The sequence below is a fragment of the Micromonospora polyrhachis genome, from assembly GCF_014203835.1.
GTDB lineage: Bacteria > Actinomycetota > Actinomycetes > Mycobacteriales > Micromonosporaceae > Micromonospora_H > Micromonospora_H polyrhachis.
Map to the genome: position 1 here is coordinate 6135575 of NZ_JACHJW010000001.1, position 20267 is coordinate 6155841.

Genomic DNA, 20267 nt, shown 5'->3' on the forward strand with positions numbered 1-20267 from the left:
TAGCATCCCGTTGCATGCCAGACGACCCTCCCGTCGCGGATGGGAGCAGTCCGGGTTCGACCATCCGGGTGGCGACGGCAACTGACCGGCGATACCTGCCGTACGCCGCGGCCATGGCACAGTCGCTGGCCGCCCACCGCGACCCGGCCACCCCGGTCGAACTGACGATCCTGCATGCGGACGTTTCCGCTGCCGAGCAGCGGCGGGTGGAGTGCGGAGCCGAGGGAATCACCGTCCACTGGATCCGGATGGACGCCGACGGCTACCAGCGGTGGGGGATCGACCCGGACCCGATGCTGCTGGCCCCGCAGTACTTCAGATGCCTGTTGCCCAGGATCCTTCCGGTCACCGTGCAGCGTGTGATCTACATCGACGCCGACACCCTCGTTCTCGACGATCTCCGTCCGCTCTGGAACTGGCCGCTGGACGGCCGGCCAGTGGCGGCCGTCGGCGACCTCGTCTCGGTCATCCGCGATGCCATCAGCCACTGGCAGGAGCTTGGCCTCGACGGGGGCGCCCCCTACTTCAACTCCGGGGTCATGGTGGCCGACCTGGCGATCTGGCGGAACGAGGGCATCGGCGAACGCGTGCTCCGCCGATGCCAGCTCGACCGGGACCGGCTCCTGATCCGGGACCGCTGGCCGCAGTACGACCAGTACGGCTTCAACGTGGTCCTGCAGAACCGGTGGAGCCGGTTGCCCGACCGGTGGAACCACTTCCCGGAGCGGGCCGCCACCCGCCCCGGGATCGTGCACTTCCTGGGGGACACCAAACCCGGGGCACCCCGGACCCGGCCGGAATTCACCCGCCTCTTCATGCGGGCGGTGGATCTGACCCCCTGGGCGGGCTGGCGTCCGACCCCGAAACCACCTGCTCTCTCCGTGCCCTGACCGCAGCGCCAGGGTGGATCACGGGACCGGCTCGTCCTGGTCGGTCTCGGCGAGGCGGTCCGGCTCTGCCGGAGAGAATCCGTTCTGGCCGGTCGGGGTGGATCTGCCCGGCCCGGCAGGGGCGAACTGGCCGGTGACCTCGTCGAGGATCAGGGCCGTGCCATTGCCGATCTCGAACATCATCCCGACCAGACGCAGCCGCCCCTCGGCTTCGGCACGTTGGACCGCCGGCAGTCGACGCAGGTTCTCCAACTGCTGCACCACGTTCAGCCGGCCGAGTTGGTCGACCGGGTTCTGATCGCAGTGGACCCGCCGGGCCCGCTGCACCGAGGGCAGTCCGTGTCGCAACCATCCGTCCACCGACGGCATGGCGGATCGGTCCTGGGCGCTGGCGAGTAGCGCCGTCATCGCCCCGCACCCGGAGTGTCCGCATACCACGATGGTGCGGACCCGCAGGACGTCGAGGGCGTACTCCACCGCTGCCAGGGTGGAGTCCCCGACCACGTGCGGTCCCGGGACGAGCGGACCGAGGTTGCGAACGGTGAACAGGTCGCCGGGCCCGCTGCTGGTGATGACGTTGGGTACGACCCGGGAGTCGCTGCAGGTCAGGAAGAGGGTGGAAGGCTCCTGACCGTCCTTCAGCTCACCGAGTACGTCGAGGATCAGTGGGGCGGTCCGACGATGGAACTCGTCCACCCCGGTGAGCAGTTGGTCCACCCCCTCCCGATGGCAGGCGGACTGCCAGCGGGACCAGGGTGCCAACCATCGGGGGACCGGAGCCTGACTTGCCCGACCCCGGGGTGGCCGACCGGCCCGGATGCTGCTGAAGACCGGGGAGGCCACCTCGTCGATGAACACGTCGCCACCACCGCGCTCGTGGCTGCGGATCCAGTTGTCCAGCATCTCGTACGCGGCGTGGTCCAGGTAGTCCACCAGCAACTCCAGGCATACCCGGCTGCCGGCCGGGATGGTGGCGAGTTGCCGGGCCAGACGGGGCAGGGAGAGGAAGGTCAGATTTCCCGCCACCACGACCCGCCACGAGGCGGTCGTGTTCTCCGGGGAGACGACCTGCACCGGGGCGTGCAGCGCGCGGTGCAGCGCGAAGAGCAGGGCCGCCGCGATGCCCAGCAGGATTCCCTGGAGCAGGTTGAGCAGCACCACGCCGAGCAGGGTCACCAGGTAGACCACCAGTTCGCCGTGCCTCGCCAGGGTTCGCATGTGGGCCCAACTCACCGCCAGCCGGAATCCGATCACGACCAGCAGACCGGCCAACGCGGCCAACGGAATCTGCCGGACCACCGGGACCAGCGCCAGGGCGAAGATGGCGATCCAGATGCCGTGCAGGATCGCGGAGCCGCGGGTGCGGGCTCCAGTCAGTACGTTCGTGGTGCTCCGTACGATCACCCCGGTCACCGGCAGCCCACCGGCCAGGCCGGACAGGGTGTTGGCCGCTCCCTGCCCGATCAGTTCCCGGTTGAGGTCGCCTGGTGGCCCCTCGTGCATCCGGTCCACCGCCATGGCGGAGAGCAGCGACTCCACGCTGGCGACCAGGGCGACGGTGAGGATGGCCAGCAGGATGGCACCCCATTGGCTGTCGGGTAGCTCCGGTAGGGCCAGCGAACTCAGCAGCTCCGTCGGCAGGGAGACCCGGGGCAGTGCCATCGGTAGCGAGACGAGGGTCATCACCGTGACCGCTGCCAGGGGCGGTGGGACCAGGTTCAACGGTCGGGGCAGGATCGGCCACAGTACGGTGAGCGCGACCGTGCCCAGGCCAACGATCGCGGCGGCCGGAATGTGCGCGGTGAGCTGCCCGGGCAGTTCGAGTAGGTTCGCCCGGGCGGAGGTGAACGGGTCGCCGCCGAGCAGGACGTGTAGCTGGCTGAGGACGATCGTGATGCCGATTCCGGCCAGCATGCCGTGGATGACGGCGGGACTGATCGCCATCGCCGCCCGGGCGAGCCGGCTGAGGCCGAGCAGGATCTGCACCACACCGCTGGCAAGGGTGATGAAACAGGTGACCCGCCAGCCGTAGAGGAACACCAGTTCGGCGACGACCGCGGTGAGGCCGGCGGCCGGGCCGGAGACCTGTAAGGGGACACCGCCGAGGACACCGACGACGATGCCACCGATCACGGCGGCGATGATGCCCGCCTCGACCGGTGCGCCGGAGGCGACCGCGATGCCCAGCGACAGGGGCAGCGCTACGAGGAACACGACCAGGGACGCGCCGAGGTCCGGTCGCCACGGCCAGTGACGGAACCTGGACCAGGCGGTGGCGTAGGACTGGCTGAGGCGACGGGCGATACGTGGTGGTGAAGCGGCGGTCACGGCAGCTCCTTCCAGGAATGGCGGGCCAGACCCGCCGAAAGGACTAACGCCCGGATCGGCCGTTCGGCGACGAGTCGCCGTTAACGGTGGGTGAAGTTTCAGCCGGAGTCCTGACTCGCCCCGGTCGATCGGCGGATCGGTATCGGTGGCCATGACAGCGGCCTGCACCGATCGGCGGGGCATCCGCTGATAGCCTCCGATCAGGCCCAGTACGAAGTGGGCTTGAGGTGGGCCGGGCGGCTGGCCGCCGGTCGGGTCGGGCGAACGCAACGAGGAGACCGATGAGTCTGCGACAGGATGCGAAGGCGCTTCAGGACGACCTGGTCCACCTGCGACGGGACCTGCACCGGATTCCGGAGATCGGCCTGCACCTACCCCGTACCCAGGAACGGGTACTCGCCGCGCTCGACGGCCTGCCGTTGGAGATCAGCACCGGCACGGAGCTGTCCTCGGTGACCGCCGTGCTGCGCGGTGGTCGCCCCGGGCCGGTGGTGCTGCTGCGCGGCGACATGGACGCTCTGCCGGTCACCGAACAGACCGGGTTGGACTACGCATCCCAGCACGACGGAGCCATGCACGCCTGCGGGCACGATCTGCACACCGCCGGTCTGGTCGGTGCCGCCCGGCTGCTCGCCGCCCGGCGGGAGAACCTCGCTGGCGATGTCGTGTTCATGTTCCAGCCAGGGGAGGAAGGCTGCGACGGTGCGGGGCACATGATCGCCGAGGGGGTGCTGACCGCCGCCGGCCGCCCGGTCGACGCCGCGTATGGACTGCACGTTCTCTCCTCGTTGCTACCCACCGGGGTCTTCGCCTCCCGGCCCGGCCCGCTGATGGCCGCCTCCGACGGGCTCTTCGTCCGGGTCGTCGGTGCTGGAGGGCACGGTTCCCGGCCACACGAGACACTCGATCCGATACCGGTGGCCTGCGAGATGGTGACCGCCCTGCACACCATGGTCAACCGGCGGTTCGACGCGTTCGAGCCGGTCGTGATCACGGTCGGCTCGTTCCATGCCGGCACCCGGCGCAACATCATTCCGGACGATGCAAGCTTCGAGGCGACGATTCGCACCTTCTCCACGGCGGTCAGCGACCAGATGGCGGAGGAGAGCGTACGGCTGTGCCACAACATCGCTGCCGCGCACGGTCTGCGGGCCGAGGTGCGTTACGACCGGGAGTACGGGGCGACGGTCAACCACGCCGCCGAGCACGACTTCGCCGCCGAGACCGTACGGGAGGTCTTCGGTGAGGAACGCTTCGAGCCGCTGACCAACCCGATGACCGGATCGGAGGACTTCTCCCGGGTGCTGGACCGGGTGCCGGGTGCCTTCGTCTTCCTCGGTGCCTGCGCGGCTGACCAGCCGGCTGCCGGCGCGCCCAACCACTCGCCCCGGGCCGCGTTCGACGACAGCGTGCTGGCTGACGGGGCGGCACTTCTCGCCGAGTTGGCCGTCCGCCGGCTCCACCGGCCGTCGGTGTCGGGCAGCACCCACCTACCGGACGTGCCCCGCCCACGAGGAAATTGGAGGGCGACGGAGCTGCCGCCCGGGTAGGTTGCCGCCCATGTCGATCATCGTTCGGGACTTTCAGCCGGCCGACGCCGAGGCGGCGGCCGAGACCAAACGGGCGGCGATCCCGTACCTGGTGCTCACCCCGGAGCTGGTCGCCTGGCAGGTGACCCATGCTCCCGGCAACCAGCGGCACCGACTGTTGGTCGCCGAGGTGGACGGGCAGGTCGTCGGCAGCGCCAGCACCGGCATCTTCGCCGAGAGCAGCAAACCGGGCCAGGCGTTCGTCAACCTCAGCGTCGCCCCCGACGCGCGGGGCCGGGGTGCCGGCACTGCCCTGCTGACCACCGCCGAGGGATACCTGACCGGGCTCGGGGCGAGTACGGCGTACGCGTGGGTGTTGGACGACGAGGCGTCGACCGGATTCGCGCAGCGGCATGGCTACCAGCGCAGCCGCTCGTCCTACTTCTCCCGGCTGGATCTCGCGGCCATCGCGCTGCCGTCGTTGCCGCCCCTGCCCGAGGGGGCGAGGTTGCGGACCGCCGCAGACTTCGCCGACGACCCTCGGCCGCTCTACGACCTGGACGTCGAGGCTGCGGCCGACGAGCCCGGCGACGTGGACAGCGACGCGATGAACTACGAGGACTGGCTCGCCCTCTACTGGCACCGCCCCGACCTGGATCGGGACCTGACCTCGGTGGTGGTGATGGACGGCATGGCGGTCGCGTTCAGCGTCGCTCAGACCGACCGGCGCGGGCGGTACTGGTCCGGGATGACCGGCACCCGCCGGGCCTACCGGAACCGAGGGCTGGCCAAGCAGGCGAAGGCCGACTCGCTGCGGCGGGCCCGACTGGCCGGCTGCAGCGAGGCGTTCACCGGCAACGACGCCGAGAACGCACCCATGCTGGCGATCAACGGGTGGTTCGGCTATCAGGTCGCCGCCCGCGAGTGGCGCTACCTGCGGAACCTGACCGACTGACCACGGATGCGCCGCGCGACCGGAGAGTGAAGCCGGCCAGCCGGACCGGGACACCGCGCACCTCGGTGTCCCGGTCCGGCTGAGCCGGCTTTTGCTCACCGGGACCGGCGAGCCAGCCGGATCAGCGGCGGATCGGTAGTCGGTAGACGCCGCCGGACTCGGTGCCGGCGAAGAGCCACCGGCCGTCGGGGCTGGCCGCCAGCGAGCGCACCGACGGGTCCGGCAGGCCGGCACCCATGTTCAGCCAGACCCGTCCACCATCCACACTGAACAGCACTCCGCGCCCGCCCTTGAGTAGTCCGGCCTCCGAGTAGGCCGTGGTGCCGGCGTAGAGCACCCCGCCGACCTCGATCACCTGGCTGACCCGCATCGGCAGGCCGTGTTGGCCGGTGCCGAGCTGGTGCGCTGTCGCGAAGTGCCGACCACCGTCGGTACTGACCCGGATCTTCGCTCCGCCGACCACCATCCGTCGGCCGTCGAAGTGGATCGCGGTGACCGGGCCGTCGAGCATTTTCACCCGGGTGGTCCCGCCGTCGTCGGAGCGCCACAGCCCGTTCTGGTCACCGAGCCACACCCGCTTCGGGTCGCGCGGATCGCCCGCCATCGCCGTGTACTGGGCCTTGTGGTCGATCTTCTTCCAACTCGTACCGCCGTCGCGGGTGACGAACAGGCCGGCGCCCGCGATGTCGCGATAGGAGATGAACAGTTGCCGGGAGTCGGCCGGATGCACCAGCAGACCGGATGGGGTGAGGTCGTTCTGCACCACCTGCGACCAGGTGTCACCGGCGTCGTTGCTGCGAACCAGCCGGATGCCGAAGTAGCCGTTCATGTACAGCTTCCACACCGTACGCGGGTCGTCCGGCGCGGCGGCCAACCCGCGAATGCTGTGGCCCACCCGGCCCTCGCCCTCCGAGCCACCCCAGTCCAGCTTGTCCGGACCGGACGGCAGCGCGGTGCGGTAGACATCGGTCGGGGTGCCGACCATCAGTTTGCCGTCGGTAACCAGCATCTGGTCGGCGGACATTCCGGGCACCCCGAGCCGTTTGTAGCTCACGCCGTCGGTCGTGGCGTAGACCCCGGTGTTGTCCATGCCGAAGAGCAGGGTTCGGTTGTCGTCCGGCCACTGGGCCAGGTCGTTCGTGATCGTCTCCAGCGGCTCGGTGATCTTCGTCCAGGTCCGGCCCCGGTCCCGGCTGAGGAAAGTCTGCCGGAATCCGTCCGCCAGCAGGTTGTCACCGGCACCGCTGAGCGTGAACAGGCTCGTCGGCTTCAGCAACTGTTGCCAGGTCCGGCCCTGGTCGGTGCTGCCCAGGACGGTGTCGTTCATCAGGGCCACCGCGACCGTGTCGCCGGCCACCGCCAGATTGGTGGGTCGGCTGGCGAAGTCGTCGACCGGTCGGACCAGTTGCAGCGCGCCGGTCAGGCCAGCCCACCGCCACAATCCGTCGTTGGTCGCCACGTACAGGTCGGCACCGGCGAACTCGACGGCGGTGACCGCACCCGCCCACGGCGCGGCGGTCGAGGTCCAGCTGTCGCCACCGTCGCGGCTGGTCCAGATCGTGTCGCCGGCCACCACGGCCAACGCCCCACCGGTCGGTGCCTGGACGAACGCGTCGAACGCGAGATCCGGCAGCGGCAGGGTACGCCAGGTCTTTCCAGCATCGTCGGTGCGTAGCACCTTGCCCCGGTAGGTCGGGTCACCCTCGGCCTTGACCGCCGCCCACATCCGGTCGGCCCGCTTCGGGTCGATCAGAACGGTGGGATGACCACCGGCGACCGGGGTGATCCGTTCGTAGCGCCAGGTGCGGGCCCGGTCCGTGGTGATCCACACGCCCGCCACGTACGGCAGGGTGACGGCGAGCCGGTTCGGGTCGGCCGGCGTGGTGGACATCCGGCCACCGGAGGAGTACGGCCCGATCAGCTCCCACCGGGTGCGCCCCGGCTCGGTGGCCACCTGGAACGAGGCCCGGCCGACCAGCTTCTTGCCGGTTGCCGTGGGCACGGTCGTGGTGACCGTGTAGACGCCGGGCACGTCACCGGTCACCTCGGCCCGCCACCACAGGTCGTTATCGTGCCGGACTGTGGCCGTACGCTGCCGCCCGTTCGGGCCCCGGACGGTGACGGTGGGGGTGCCGGCGGTCGGCTCGACCGTGTAGACGAACGCCTCGCTGCGCCCGTCACTCGGGTCGGGCGTGACATGGACCCCCGGGGTCCGTACCGGCATCAGGTACGGCACCCGCAGGTCGGCCACCCCCTGCGAGGTGGCGACGGTCAGCCAACCGGAGACGTCGGCGCTGCCCTGGTCGGGGGCGGTGGTGGTGGCCCGGAGGGTGACGGTGGCCTGGCCACCGGCGCGTACCGTCACCTGGCTCGGCTCGACCCGGACCGTACCGGGACTGCCCGTACTCGGGACGACCTTCAGCTTGAGTCGCTGGGACTGCTTGCTGTCGTTGCGTAGGGTCACCGTCCGGGAGACCCGAACCGGGGACCGGGACAGGTCGGCCAAGCCGAACGACAGCGCGGGCGGATCGGCGGTGACGCTGGCGGCCAGCGCGGCCGGCAGGTCGAGTCGACCGGCGCCGGCCACCCCTGCTGCGGCGTCCGGTACCGCCTTCGCCGACCCGATCAGCGCCGCACCGATCCGGTTCGCGGACGCGTCCGGCCAGAGTTGACGCAGCAACGCCGCCGCTCCGGCCACGTGCGGGGCGGCCATGCTGGTGCCGCTGAACCGGTAGACCCCGGCCGGCCACTGGTCGGTGGGCACCGACGAGCGGATCTCCACGCCCGGTGCGACGATCTCCGGCTTGAGCTGCCAACGTGGGTCGGGGCCGCGCGAGGAGAAGCTGGCGATCTGGTCGGTGACGTCCTCGCCGGACACGGTCACCCGGACCGGTCCGGCGGTCAGCAGCGTACGCAGTTGCTGGTATTGATAGGAGTCGGTGATGCCGAGCACCACCAGCCGGTCCAGGCGCAGATCGTCCTCGGCCCCCAGCTTCTTCGACGCGGTGGCGGGCAGCTCACCGGCCGCCGTCGGCCGGGTCGCGCCGCCGGTGTAGCCGATCGCGGCCAGCGCTCCCCGCCGCTCCACCTCGGCGAACCGGGCGGCGTCGTCCGAGTTGCCGGCCGGGTGTGGTGGGCCGGCGACCAGCACCACCTTGCCGCGCAGGTCACCGGCCTTGGCGTAGTCCTCCGGTGTCCCGTCGCCCAGGTCCACCAGGTCGGCGGTGACCGGCGTCACCGGCGGGTTCGCCGAGATCGGGGTGCGGTACGTCTCGATCCGCTCGCCCGCACGCGGGCCAGCCAGGTGGACGGCCGGGATACGCAGGCCACTGGTGGACGCGCCGACCGCGATCACCCCGTCCGCGGCGGCCGGCGTGCCGACCGTCCGCTCGCCCGGCCCGTTGTTGCCGGCGGCGGCGACCACCACCACGCCGGACTTCGCCGCCCGGGAGGCGGCCAGCCCGACCGGGTCGGTGCCGTCACCGAACCCGCCGAGACTCATGTTGACCACGTCGGCCCGGTACGGGTTGGCCGGGTCGACCGCCGCCTCGATGCCGGCGATGATGTCCTCGCTGGTGCCGCTGCCACCCGCGTCCAGCACCTTGTACGCGGTCAGCGTGGCGTCCGGCGCGACCCCGGTCACCGCCTTGTCGCCACCCGCGCCGCTGCCCGCGACGATGCCCGCCACGTGGGTGCCGTGACTGTGGTCGTCCATCGGGTCGGCGTCGTCGTTGACGAAGTCGTAGCCACCGGCGACCTTGTGGCCGGGGCCGAAGCCGCCGCCCAGGGCCGGGTGCCGGTAGTCCACTCCGGTGTCGACGACCGCCACGGTGACTCCGCCGCCCCGGGCCGGGTTGCCGGCCGGGTCCTTGCGCTGCCACACCTCGGGTGCGCCGACCAGCGGCACGCTGTCCACGGTACGGGCCTGGAACGTCGTGATGGCGTGCACCGCCTTCACCCCGGGCAGTCGGCGCAGGGCGTCGACCTGGTTCGCCGGCACCTCGATCGCCATGCCGGGGAGCAGCACCTGGAACGACCGCCGGTGGGTCAGCTTGATCCGGGCGCGTTCGGCGGCGGCGGTCACGCCCCGCTCGGCGTTGGTGACCGCTTCGCGGGCCACCCGCACCCGGTCGGCGGCCTGGGCGTCGACGATGCCCCGGGCCGGGGCGGCCGCGATGGTCGGGGTGGCGTCGAACTCGACGATGACGGTCTGGGCTGGGCCGGAGGCGGGGGCGGCGGTCGAGGGCCCCGGCGTGAGCAGGGTTGCGGCCAGCCCGGCGGCGGTCGCTGTCGCGACCCATCGTCGGCTGGCGGATAAGGGCTCGATCATGCCCTTGAGGGTCAGGGGCGGCTTCCCTTCCGGGCAACGGTTGCCGGCGTCACGTTTGTGCCGTTGGCACCTGATGGCCACAATCGACCGTGTCACTTGAACCGAATGCCCTGGCCGGTGCCGGTGTCCACGCCGACGAGGAGGCGATCCTGCGGGCATTGCTGACGCTGCCCCAGGCGACCGTCGACGAGCTTTCGATCGCCAGTGACCAACCACCGGAGCAGGTCGCCGGCGCGTTGGCCCGGTTGTCCGGGCGGGGCCTGGTCGCCCGGCTGGCCGGCGCGCAACCCCAGTACACGGCGGCGGACCCGCGGGCCGCGCTGGACGCCCTGATCCACCCCGCCGAGCGGGCACTACGCCGAGCCCGGGAAGCCGCCGCCGAACTCAGCGCGCTGTTCCACACCGCCCGTGCCGAACGGCCGGTGGCCGGACCGGTGGAGGTGGTCACCGGGCGGGAGGAGATCAGCCGGTACTTCGTACGGATCCAGCAGAGTGCCGTACGCGACGTCTGCGCCTTCGACCGGCCGCCGTACGTACACGCCGTCGGTAACCCGGTCGAACCGGCTATTCTCGCCAGGGGCGTACGGTGGCGCGTGGTCTACCACCCGGACGCGCTCGCGCTGCCCGGTGCCCTGGCCGACGTCCGTGCCCTGGCGACACTCGGGGAACAGGCCCGGGTGCTGACCGACGTGCCGTTCAAGATGCACCTGGTCGACGATCGGGTCGCCATGGTGGCGCTGGACACCGACACCGCCACCGTACGAGCCGCGCTGGTGTATCCCTCGGCGCTGCTGGAGGCGCTGTCGATCGTGTTCGAGTCGTGCTGGCAGCGGGCCACGCCGTTGGACGGGGCCGCCGGCGAGGAGGAGGTCTCCGACGAGGACCGGCAGCTACTGGCATTGCTGGCGGCCGGCGTCAAGGACGACGCGATCGGCCGCCAGTTGGGCCTGTCGGTACGCACCATGCGGCGCCGGGTGCGCCGGCTGCTGGACCTGCTCGGTGCACAGACCCGGTTTCAGGCCGGCATGCAGGCCGCCCGGCGCGGCTGGATCTGACACGCGGCTGCCGAAGTGGCAGGTCGTGGACCTGCGGTGCTACCGTCCGTCCGGTGATCGACACCGAAGTGCAGCTCGTCGCCCAGCCACGCATCGATACCCTGGCGACCAGGTATCCCACCGACGTCCGCCAGTTGCGGAGCGACTTCGCGGGAGTCGCCTGGATCGGCGACACGCCCAGTTCTGGCAGCGGCATGATGGGCCCGAGCTACCAGCGACGTTCGTTCGACACCCGGCTCTTCCTGCCGGACACCCACTGGTACGACGCGGACCTCCTTGGGAACGTCGTGGTGCAGGTGAGTGCCAGCGTGTTACAGGTCGCGAGCACCGCGCAGCAGACGCAGGGGCTGGTCGGCGCGGTGGCCGAACCGGTGGTGGAGTTCTACGAGCACCCCGAGGGGCTGGACGGGGTGGGGCTCTGCCTCTGGCTGCGGGGCACCATCTGGTCCAACATCGGCCTGTCGTACCGGGTGAGCGTACTGTCCGACCCCGACGCGGTGATCCGCGTCGGCACGGACGTGGACGTGGCCGACGAGGACGGCGACGCGGACACCGGCGGTAGCGGTGATGCCGACGGTGGTGGTGGCGAGTAGAGCCGCGCGGCCCGCATCCCGATGACGGAACGGGCCCGTTTCCATCGCAGTAAGCGATGGAACGGGCCCGTTGCCGTCGTACGGATCAGGCGGTGAGCATCTTGCGTGTGCCCGGCGCGGTTGGCTCTGACGCCTGGTCCAGCGGCGGCATCCAGCCGATCAGATCAGCAGGTCCTTGAAGTAAATGCTGGCCATGCGGGCCCCACCGAGTCCCGAGGCGAAACCGAAGCAGAGGCGGGCACTGTTCAGGTTGGCCGGGTCGGTGAGGTGCACCCCCATTCCCTCTGGTTCGCGGAAGGAGAGCGAGTATCCGGCCTTGGACCAGGCGCGCTGGACGACCGCGCCAGTGCTGAAGTCCACGGTGGTCAGGTAGGTGTTGCCGTAGTTGGCCTCGGTCGAGTCGTACGTACCGTAGGCGCTGCCTTCCAGTAGATAGAGGTATCGGCCGAAGCTGGTGTAACCCTGGAACGGCCGACTGTCGGCGACCACGCTGGGCTGATCCACGGTGGCGATCGGGGTGTAGTTCCCGCTCTTGAACGCGGCCAGGTCATAGGCGGAGATACGCATCCGGCCGCCGAGCGAGTAGCGCACGATGAGCTGCCCGTACGCGAAGTCGACCGATGCGGTGGTGTTGGTGGCCCCGGCGACCGGCTTGTGCTTCTCCATCGGTGAGGCCTTGGTCAGCACCGCCCGGTCGACGAACGGGAACCGGGCGATGGACGAGCCGCGCGCGGTCTTACCGTCGCTCACCGCGTCCGTCTCCGTCCACAGGTAGGTCGAGCTGCCGACCGGCTCCGCGCCCATCGACACACCGTGCCCGAAGCCCAACAGGTACATCTGCCCGAGCTGGTTGCCGGCGAAGTCGAGCTGGGTGACGCAGAGGTCGCCGGCGGCGTTGCGGGCCCCCCCGCTGACCGCAGCCGGCTCGGCGAGCTTCAGCCCACCCTGGAGCACCTGGGCGACGTAGATCCGCCGGTTGACGTTGTCGAAGGCGAAGGACTGGAGGACGGTGGCGTTGCGTAGCGGCTTTTCCCGGAACAGCGGGTCCGATCCGTCGGTCAGGTTGAACCGTCGTGACGCCGGCAGTTCCGCTGCGGCCAGCGCGGTCGCCCGGGCCGTCACCGGCGGGGCGGCCCCGGCGGGCTGGCTCAGGCCCAGTGTGCCCAGTGCGCCCAACGCCGTCCCGCCGCCGGCGACCAGCAGGCCGCGCCGTGAAACCGTGTCAGCCATATGGAGAACTCCCCGGGTTTGAAGAATCGTTGCAGATGCAACGGGTGCCGAGAAGGAAACTTTCATATATCGACATGGGTTCGCAAGGGTGATGCTGGCCCGGATGTTAGGAGGGCCCCTTCCTACGCAGAAAGCGGGCGGATTCCAGGGGTCGTTGCAACACAGGTGATCAACTGGCTTCGGTCAGAAGCTTAGCGATGCGCTCGGCTGGGGTGTCCCAGCCGAGTGTTTTGCGTGGTCGGCCGTTGAGTTCGGCGGCGACGGCGGCGAGGTGCTCCGGGGCGTGGACGGCGAGGTCGGTGCCTTTGGGGAAGTACTGGCGAAGCAGACCGTTGGTGTTCTCGTTGGAGCCGCGTTGCCAGGGCGAGTGTGGATCACAGAAGTAGACGGGAATGTCCGCAGCGGTGCTGAACTGGTGGTGCAGGGCCATTTCGGCGCCTTGGTCCCAGGTCAGGGATCGTTTGAGGTGGGCCGGCAGGGTGGCGACGGTGGCCTGCAGCGCGTCACGGACACGCTCAGCGGTACGACCGCGACCCAGGTGCACCAACAGGACGTAGCGGGTAGCGCGTTCCACCAGGGTGCCGATGGCCGAGGCGCTGTCCTTACCGATGATGAGGTCGCCTTCCCAGTGGCCGGGCACGGCCCGGTCGTCGGCTTCGGCGGGCCGGTCGCTGATCATCACCATGGGCGCGGTGAAGCGAGGCTGACGTTGTCCGGGTTGGCGGCGCGGGCGGCGGACCGCGCGGCCGGTACGCAGCGCCCGAGTCAGCTCGCGGCGTAGCTCACCGCGTCCCTGCACGTAGAGCGCCTGGTAGATCGTTTCGTGGGTCACGTGCATCCCTGGCTGGTCGGGGAAGTCTCGCCGCAACCGTTGCACGATCTGTTCCGGGCTCCACTTACGGTCCAAGCCGTCCTGCACTGCCTGGCGTAGCCGCGGGTTCGCGGCGAGCTTGCCCGTCTTCGGCCGTGGGCGCCGCTGTTCGGCCCGTGCCTGAGCCGCGTGAGGGCGGTAGTCCCCTGTCCCGGGATGGGCATTACGGCGCAGTTCACGGCTGATCGTGGACGGATCCCGCCCCACCTCGGCTGCGATCGACCGAAGCGACCTGCCTTCGCGCCGCAGGTCAGCGATCAGGATCCGGTCGTCCACGGACAGAAACCGACCGGAGGAAGTCCCGGGCCGGGCAGGAGGTTGCGCCTCCTGCCCGGCCCGGGACTTCCGCCCGTGCCGCCAACGATGGCCAGTACGCCGGTTGACCCCGACGATCCGACACGCCTGTGCGGTACCTACACCCTGCGCCACAAGATCAAGATAAGCCTGACGCTCAGCATGCAACTTCTTCCGGCCCTGAGGCGCCCGGTCCTTACGGATCTCGAACACTGCAACTCCTGAACAGATCAGGTGTTGCAACCACCACTAGAACTCAAGGCGATAAGAAGGGGCCCTTCCTTACAGCACAGCTCAGGCGGTGAGCATCTTGCGCAGGACGTACTGCAGGATGCCGCCGTGGCGGTAGTAGTCGGCCTCACCCGGGGTGTCGATGCGGACCACCGCGTCGAACTCGATCCCCGTGTCGGTGGTGACCTTGACGGTACGCGGGATCCGGCCCTCGTTGAGCGCGGTCACACCGGTGATGGTGAACGTCTCCGTGCCGGTGAGCCCGAGCGTGTCGGCGGTCACCTCGTTCGGGTACTGCAACGGCAGCACCCCCATGCCGATCAGGTTGGACCGGTGAATCCGCTCGTACGACTCGGCGATGACAGCCCGTACGCCCAGCAGCATGGTGCCCTTGGCCGCCCAGTCCCGCGACGAGCCCGAGCCGTATTCCTTGCCCGACAGGATCACCAGCGGTACGGCCGCCGCCTGGTAGGCCACCGAGGCGTCGTAGATCGAGGTCTGCTCGCCGGTCAGGTGGTTGACCGTGAAGCCACCCTCCACCCCCGGGACGAGCTGATTGCGCAGCCGGATGTTGGCGAAGGTACCCCGGATCATCACCTCGTGGTTACCACGCCGCGAGCCGTACGAGTTGAACTCGTGCCGGGCCACCCCGTGCTCGGCCAGGTACTTCCCGGCGGGGGAGTCGGCCTTGATCGCGCCGGCCGGCGAGATGTGGTCGGTGGTGACCGAGTCACCCAGCTTGGCCAGCACCCGGGCGGCGGTGATGTCGTTCACCGGCTGCGGGTCCTGGGCCATACCCTCGAAGTACGGGGGCTTGCGCACGTAGGTCGACTCGCCGGCCCAGGCGAAGGTGTCCCCGGTCGGGGTGGGTAGCGACTGCCAGCGCTCGTCCCCGGCGAAGACGTCGGAGTACGCCGCGCCGAACCCGGCCGCGCCGATGGCGGAGGCGATCACGTCCTGGATCTCGGCGGAGTTGGGCCAGATGTCACGGAGGAAGACCGGCTCACCGTCCGAGCCGTAGCCGATCGGCTCGTTGGCCAGGTCGATGTCCATCGTGCCGGCCAGCGCGTAGGCCACCACCAGCGGCGGGGACGCCAGGTAGTTCATCTTGACGTCCGGGTTGATCCGGCCCTCGAAGTTCCGGTTGCCGGAGAGCACCGAGACCACCGACAGGTCGGCCTCGTTGACCGCGGCGGAGACCGCCTCGGGCAGCGGCCCGGAGTTGCCGATGCAGGTGGTGCAGCCGTAGCCCACCAGGTGGAAGCCGAGCTTCTCCAGGTAGGGGGTGAGACCGGCCCGCTCGTAGTAGTCCATGACCACCTTGGAGCCGGGGGCCAGCGTGGTCTTCACCCACGGCTTGCGGGTCAGACCCCGCTCGACGGCGTTGCGGGCCAGCAGCGCCGCGCCGATCATCACCTGCGGGTTGGAGGTGTTGGTGCACGAGGTGATAGCGGCGATCACGACAGCGCCGTGGTCGAGCTCGTACTCGGCACCGTTCTCGTCGGTGACCCGGATCGGGTTGCTCTGCCGGCCGTTCGCGCCGGTGGCCGCCGAGATCAGGTCACGCGGCTTGTCAGCCGGGTCGATCTGGTCGTTGGCCGGCGGGTCGCTGGCCGGGAACGACTCCTTGCTGGCCTCGTCCGCCGGACCGGTGACCGGCCGCTTGTCGGTGTCCAGGTAGTTCTGCAACGCCGAGCGGAACAGCGTCTTGGCGTTGCCCAGCGGCACCCGGTCCTGCGGGCGCTTCGGCCCGGCCAGGGACGGCTCGATGGTGGAGAGGTCCAGTTCGAGCCGCTCGCTGTAGTCCGGCTCGGCGGCCGGGTCATGCCAGAGGCCCTGCTCCTTGGCGTACGCCTCGACCAGCGCGACCTGCTCCTCGCTGCGGCCGGTGAGCTTGAGGTAGCGGACGGTCTCCTCGTCGATCGGGAAGATCGCCACGGTGGAGCCGTACTCCGGGGACATGTTGCCGATGGTGGCCCGGTTGGCCAGCGGCACCGCGCTCACGCCGGGGCCGTAGAACTCGACGAACTTGCCGACCACGCCGTGCTGACGCAGCATCTCGGTGATGGTGAGCACCAGGTCGGTGGCGGTGGTGCCGGCCGGGGCCTCGCCGTGCAGCTTGAAGCCGACGACGCGCGGGATGAGCATGCTCACCGGCTGGCCGAGCATGGCCGCCTCGGCCTCGATACCGCCGACGCCCCAGCCCAGCACACCCAGGCCGTTGACCATGGTGGTGTGCGAGTCGGTGCCGACGACGGTGTCCGGGTAGGCCTGTCCGTTGCGCTCCATGATGGTGCGGGCCAGGTACTCGATGTTGACCTGGTGCACGATGCCGGTGCCCGGCGGGACGACCTTGAACTCGTTGAACGCGCTCTGGCCCCAGCGCAGGAACTGGTAGCGCTCCTTGTTGCGCTCGTACTCCAGCTCGACGTTGCGCGCGAAGGCGTCCTCGCGACCGAAGAGGTCGGCGATGACCGAGTGGTCGATAACCAACTCGGCCGGGGCCAGCGGGTTGACCTTGGTCGGGTCACCGCCCAGCTCGCGGACCGCCTCGCGCATGGTGGCCAGGTCGACCACGCAGGGCACGCCGGTGAAGTCCTGCATCAGCACCCGGGCCGGGGTGAACTGGATCTCCACGCTCGGGTCGGCGGTGGCGTCCCAGCCGCCCAGCTCCCGGATGTGGTCGGCGGTGATGTTCGCGCCGTCCTCGGTGCGGAGCAGGTTCTCCAGCAGGATCTTGAGGCTGTACGGCAGGCGGTCGTGCCCGTCCACCTTACTGATTTTGAAAATTTCGTAGCTCGCGTCTCCGACGCGTAGCTGGGTCTTCGCACCGAAGGTGTCGAGGCTCGCCACGTCGTACTCCTTCACACCAGCGACCGTGAGTAGTCCTGAGCAGTCTTTCGTACGGGGTACCGCACTGCCGGGCTTAGGTAACACTTACCGGCCGAATTCTCCGCTCAACAAAACCGTACGTCCGTCTTGCTATTGACGCAACTTCGGGTCAGGTTCTGAGACGAGAAGGCGGCAGGGGGCACCCCAGCTACGCCAGGCTGCCGATCTTGAGCACCAGCGTACGGCGGTCCTTGGTGGTGACGGTGACGAAGTCCCCGTCGAGGTACACCGCTTCGGGCAGGTCGGCACCGACGTTGGCCGCGCCGGTCGCCTTGCCGGTCGCCGCCTCCAGGACCCAGACCTGCCACTGTGAGTTCCGGCCGTCGTAGTTGGCCAGGACCATCCGACCGGCGGCAGTGGCGACGATGCTCGGGCTGTTGGCGAAGGAGCGCAGCTCCTTGCCGGTGAAGTCCAGCACCTTGGGGTCACGGATCGAGTCGAACGGGCCCTCGCCGAACAGGAGAACACCACCGTTGACCTGCCAGGTCTCCTGGTCCGACCAGTCGACCTTCACCCGCCAGCTCTCCTTGCCCGTGTCGATGTCCACGGCGACCGTGTAGTCGCCGTCGTCCTGCGGTGTGTCGATCGCCGCGCAGACCAGGCGCGGCCCGCACACCGCGACGTCCTCGATGTCGAAACCGGCGGTCAGCGGAAGGGACCAGGCCGGCTTGAAGTGGGGTACCGCGTAGGCGGCGAGGACGGCCCGGCCGCCGGAGGCGGACCGGTGCTGTTTGCCGATCGCCAGTTTGTCGAAGCCCACCCACACCGCTGCCTCCAGGGGCAGCTTCCCAGTGCCCAGGCGTGCGTTGGTCCGCGCGTCGAACGCGTAGCCGACCTGCTTGTCGGTGTTCAGTTCGACCATGGTGTCACTGGCGGTCATGGTCTCCCGAATCCCGCTCTTCGCGGTGGGCAGCAGACCGGGACCGGCGGGGGTGTCCGCCGAGGGGAGGATCCGCATCGCGGCGAGTCGGTGCTCCCCGGGTGTCAGCAGGTCGTCGTTGCCGGGCCGGTGCCACTTTCGCTTCCCGGTACGCAGGTCGACCCGTTCGGCGGCATTGTCGTAGATGCCGTCACGCACCTCGGTCACCACGTCGGTGCCGTAGTAGGCGATGTCCACCCGGTCTTCCCAGGGCTTCTGCCACAGCACTTTTCCGTCGGCGGCGGACAGCACCGCTCGGATGTCCCTGCTGTCGTGCGTCACCGAACGCTCACCGTCGACGATGATCAGATCGGCGACCGGGGTGAGGCGAACCTCGGTGGGCTCCATCCGTACGTTGGTGGTCCACCGCGGTGCCTGGCCCCCGCCCGCCAGTTGCGACATGACCTGGGTGATGCCGTTACCGGCATAGGCGGTGACGACGTGACCGTCCGCGATCGTCGTGGTGGTCGCCCCGGCCTGGGACGACGTGATCTCAGTTATCTGGTCAAGCTTGCCCTGGCCCGATCGCTGGCCACCGCCCTTGGCGTCGCCGCCGATGCCGAGGCCACCGGAGCCGCCCGTGCCGGAACCGGTGGAGCCCTCGCCGAGCGCGTCGGTGACCCACTGTCCGCCCTTGACCACCGCACCCACGCAGCCGGCCAGGACCGCCAGCAGCACGACGACGGTGACCGCACGGCGGACCGGCCGGCGAGGCGGGGCGATGGTCTTGATCGGCGGGAACGCCGGGCCGCCCGGTGGCGGACCGAATCCGGGGGACCAGCCGGGCGAGACCGGAGGCGGTGTGGCCGCCGGGGTGCCGGCTGGGGCAGGCGCGGGGGACATCGGTGGTGCCGGTGCGAACGTCGCTCCCGCTGGCGAGACTGGCGACGATGGCGATGGCGATGGCGATGGCGATGGCGGCGGCGGCGGGGCCGGTGGGGCCGGTGGGGATGGCGGCGGGGCCGGTGGGGGAGGCGACGAAGGGTTTGCGGGAGATGGTGACGGGGTGCCGGCGATGGCCGGGTCCCGGACGTCGGCCGTGCCGGCGGCAGTGGCGTACACCAGCGCGCCGTAGGCGACCGGCAGTTCCGGCTGCTCGGGCACCGAGGGCGCGACACCCAGCCGGGCGTGTAGCCGGGTGGCCACCAGGGGCATCCGGCTCGCCCCGCCGACCAGCAGTAGCCCGGCCAAGCTGCCCGGTGCGACCCCGGCCCGTTGTAGGACCCGGCGGATCTCGTCGACCCCTCGGGCGACGAGCGGGCTGGCGATCCGGTCCAGCTCCTCCCGTGTGAGGTGCATCGGCTCGTCGAGGCCCGGGATGTGCGCCGGGGCCACCGTCGTACGCGACAGCATCTCCTTCGCGGAGCGGACCTCGGTCCAGAAGCTCTGCCGGTCGCGGCGGTCGGCAGCAGTCTGCGGTTCGCGGAGCCGCTGCCACAGGTCGGCGTCCCGGATGCCGGCGAGCTGGCCGAGGTGCGCCACCAGTGCCTCGTCGATGTCCAGGCCACCCAGGTCGTCGAGCCCGCCGGTGGCCAGCACCCGCAGCCCGACCGCCTCACGCCGGACCACAGCCACGTCGAGGGTCCCGCCGCCGAGGTCGAAGATGCCGAGGTGACCGCCGACCGGCACCTGCTGCCCGAGGACCTGTACGCAGTAGGTGGCGGCGGCGATCGGCTCGTCGACCAGCTGCACCTGCCCGAGACCGGCCAGCCGGGCCGCCTCGCGCAGCACCTCCCGGCGGGGCTGCCCCCAGTCGGCGGGGCAGGTCAGGATGGTGCCGTCGGTCGCCGGCTCCACCCCGGCGTGCCGGGCCTCCTCGACGACCCGACGTAGGACGGCGGCGAGCAGCGCGGTGACCGCCAGTTCGGCCTCACCCAGCAGCACCCACCCCTCGTCGATACGACGCTTCGGGTGCGGCTCGAAGCGTTCCGGTTCGGCCGCCCCGAGCCGGGTGGCGTCCCGTCCGGTGTGCACCGTGCCGACGACGTCCACGAAGACGCCGGAGGCGAGCAGCGGCGAGCCGTCGAACAGCAGTGAACGCGGCTGCTGGTCGACCCGGTGCACCACGGCGACGGTGTGTGTGGTGCCCAGGTCGACAGCCAGCCGGGCCGGGTTCGCCACCATTTCACCTCCGGGCGGGCGCGGGCGGC

General features: G+C 70.2%; 11 protein-coding genes. 5 read left to right on the forward strand and 6 right to left on the reverse strand.

Annotation, left to right across the window (positions count from 1 at the left end; all coding sequences use genetic code 11):
• Window positions 1–14: 14 nt before the first annotated feature.
• A complete protein-coding gene (locus tag FHR38_RS27230; RefSeq protein WP_184537553.1) occupies window positions 15–890 on the forward strand; it encodes a glycosyltransferase family 8 protein in 876 nt (291 codons plus the stop codon).
• An 18-nt stretch (window positions 891–908) separates the two neighbouring features.
• Here the strand turns inward: FHR38_RS27230 and FHR38_RS27235 are convergent, their stop codons facing one another.
• Window positions 909–3218: a SulP family inorganic anion transporter gene (locus FHR38_RS27235; RefSeq protein ID WP_221449208.1), complete on the reverse strand. Its 2310-nt coding sequence runs from the start codon at window positions 3216–3218 to the stop codon at window positions 909–911.
• A 281-nt stretch (window positions 3219–3499) separates the two neighbouring features.
• Here FHR38_RS27235 and FHR38_RS27240 point away from each other — a divergent pair, with 281 nt between their 5' ends.
• Window positions 3500–4768 carry a M20 metallopeptidase family protein gene (locus FHR38_RS27240; RefSeq protein WP_184537557.1) on the forward strand — a complete coding sequence of 423 codons (1269 nt, stop codon included), beginning with the start codon at window positions 3500–3502 and terminating at the stop codon, window positions 4766–4768.
• Between the two features lie 10 nt (window positions 4769–4778).
• A complete protein-coding gene (locus FHR38_RS27245; protein WP_184537559.1) occupies window positions 4779–5702 on the forward strand; it encodes a GNAT family N-acetyltransferase in 924 nt (307 codons plus the stop codon).
• A 121-nt stretch (window positions 5703–5823) separates the two neighbouring features.
• On the opposite strand, the gene FHR38_RS27250 is transcribed toward FHR38_RS27245, so the two are convergent.
• On the reverse strand, window positions 5824–10032 hold the full coding sequence (locus FHR38_RS27250) for a S8 family serine peptidase (protein WP_184537561.1): 4209 nt from the start codon (window positions 10030–10032) through the stop codon (window positions 5824–5826).
• Between the two features lie 89 nt (window positions 10033–10121).
• On the opposite strand from FHR38_RS27250, the gene FHR38_RS27255 reads away from it, so the two are divergent.
• Together FHR38_RS27255 and FHR38_RS27260 are read left to right on the forward strand one after the other, a co-directional pair.
• Window positions 10122–11087 carry a TrmB family transcriptional regulator gene (locus FHR38_RS27255; RefSeq protein WP_184537563.1) on the forward strand — a complete coding sequence of 322 codons (966 nt, stop codon included), beginning with the start codon at window positions 10122–10124 and terminating at the stop codon, window positions 11085–11087.
• 53 nt (window positions 11088–11140) lie between these two features.
• Entirely contained in the window at window positions 11141–11680 is a 540-nt protein-coding gene (locus FHR38_RS27260) for a hypothetical protein (RefSeq protein WP_184537565.1), read from the forward strand.
• A 159-nt stretch (window positions 11681–11839) separates the two neighbouring features.
• Here FHR38_RS27260 and FHR38_RS27265 read toward each other — a convergent pair whose 3' ends face one another.
• The 4 genes from FHR38_RS27265 to FHR38_RS27280 all read right to left on the reverse strand — a co-directional run bounded on the left by FHR38_RS27265 (window position 11840) and on the right by FHR38_RS27280 (window position 20238).
• A complete protein-coding gene (locus tag FHR38_RS27265) occupies window positions 11840–12910 on the reverse strand; it encodes a phage baseplate protein (RefSeq protein ID WP_184537567.1) in 1071 nt (356 codons plus the stop codon).
• 169 nt (window positions 12911–13079) lie between these two features.
• On the reverse strand, window positions 13080–14288 hold the full coding sequence (locus FHR38_RS27270) for an IS30 family transposase (protein WP_376771379.1): 1209 nt from the start codon (window positions 14286–14288) through the stop codon (window positions 13080–13082).
• 81 nt (window positions 14289–14369) lie between these two features.
• Entirely contained in the window at window positions 14370–17174 is a 2805-nt protein-coding gene (locus tag FHR38_RS27275) for an aconitate hydratase (RefSeq protein ID WP_184537570.1), read from the reverse strand.
• 172 nt (window positions 17175–17346) lie between these two features.
• A complete protein-coding gene (locus FHR38_RS27280; protein WP_184537572.1) occupies window positions 17347–20238 on the reverse strand; it encodes an Hsp70 family protein in 2892 nt (963 codons plus the stop codon).
• Window positions 20239–20267: the final 29 nt, after the last annotated feature.

What these genes read in the sequence shown, in the direction of transcription:
- FHR38_RS27230 (WP_184537553.1), top strand. Translation starts at nt 15, where the DNA reads ATGCCAGACGACCCTCCCGTCGCGGATGGGAGCAGTCCGGGTTCGACC.
- FHR38_RS27245 (WP_184537559.1), top strand. Translation starts at nt 4,779, where the DNA reads ATGTCGATCATCGTTCGGGACTTTCAGCCGGCCGACGCCGAGGCGGCG.
- FHR38_RS27240 (WP_184537557.1), top strand. Translation starts at nt 3,500, where the DNA reads ATGAGTCTGCGACAGGATGCGAAGGCGCTTCAGGACGACCTGGTCCAC.
- FHR38_RS27265 (WP_184537567.1), bottom strand. Translation starts at nt 12,910, where the DNA reads ATGGCTGACACGGTTTCACGGCGCGGCCTGCTGGTCGCCGGCGGCGGG.
- FHR38_RS27250 (WP_184537561.1), bottom strand. Translation starts at nt 10,032, where the DNA reads ATGATCGAGCCCTTATCCGCCAGCCGACGATGGGTCGCGACAGCGACC.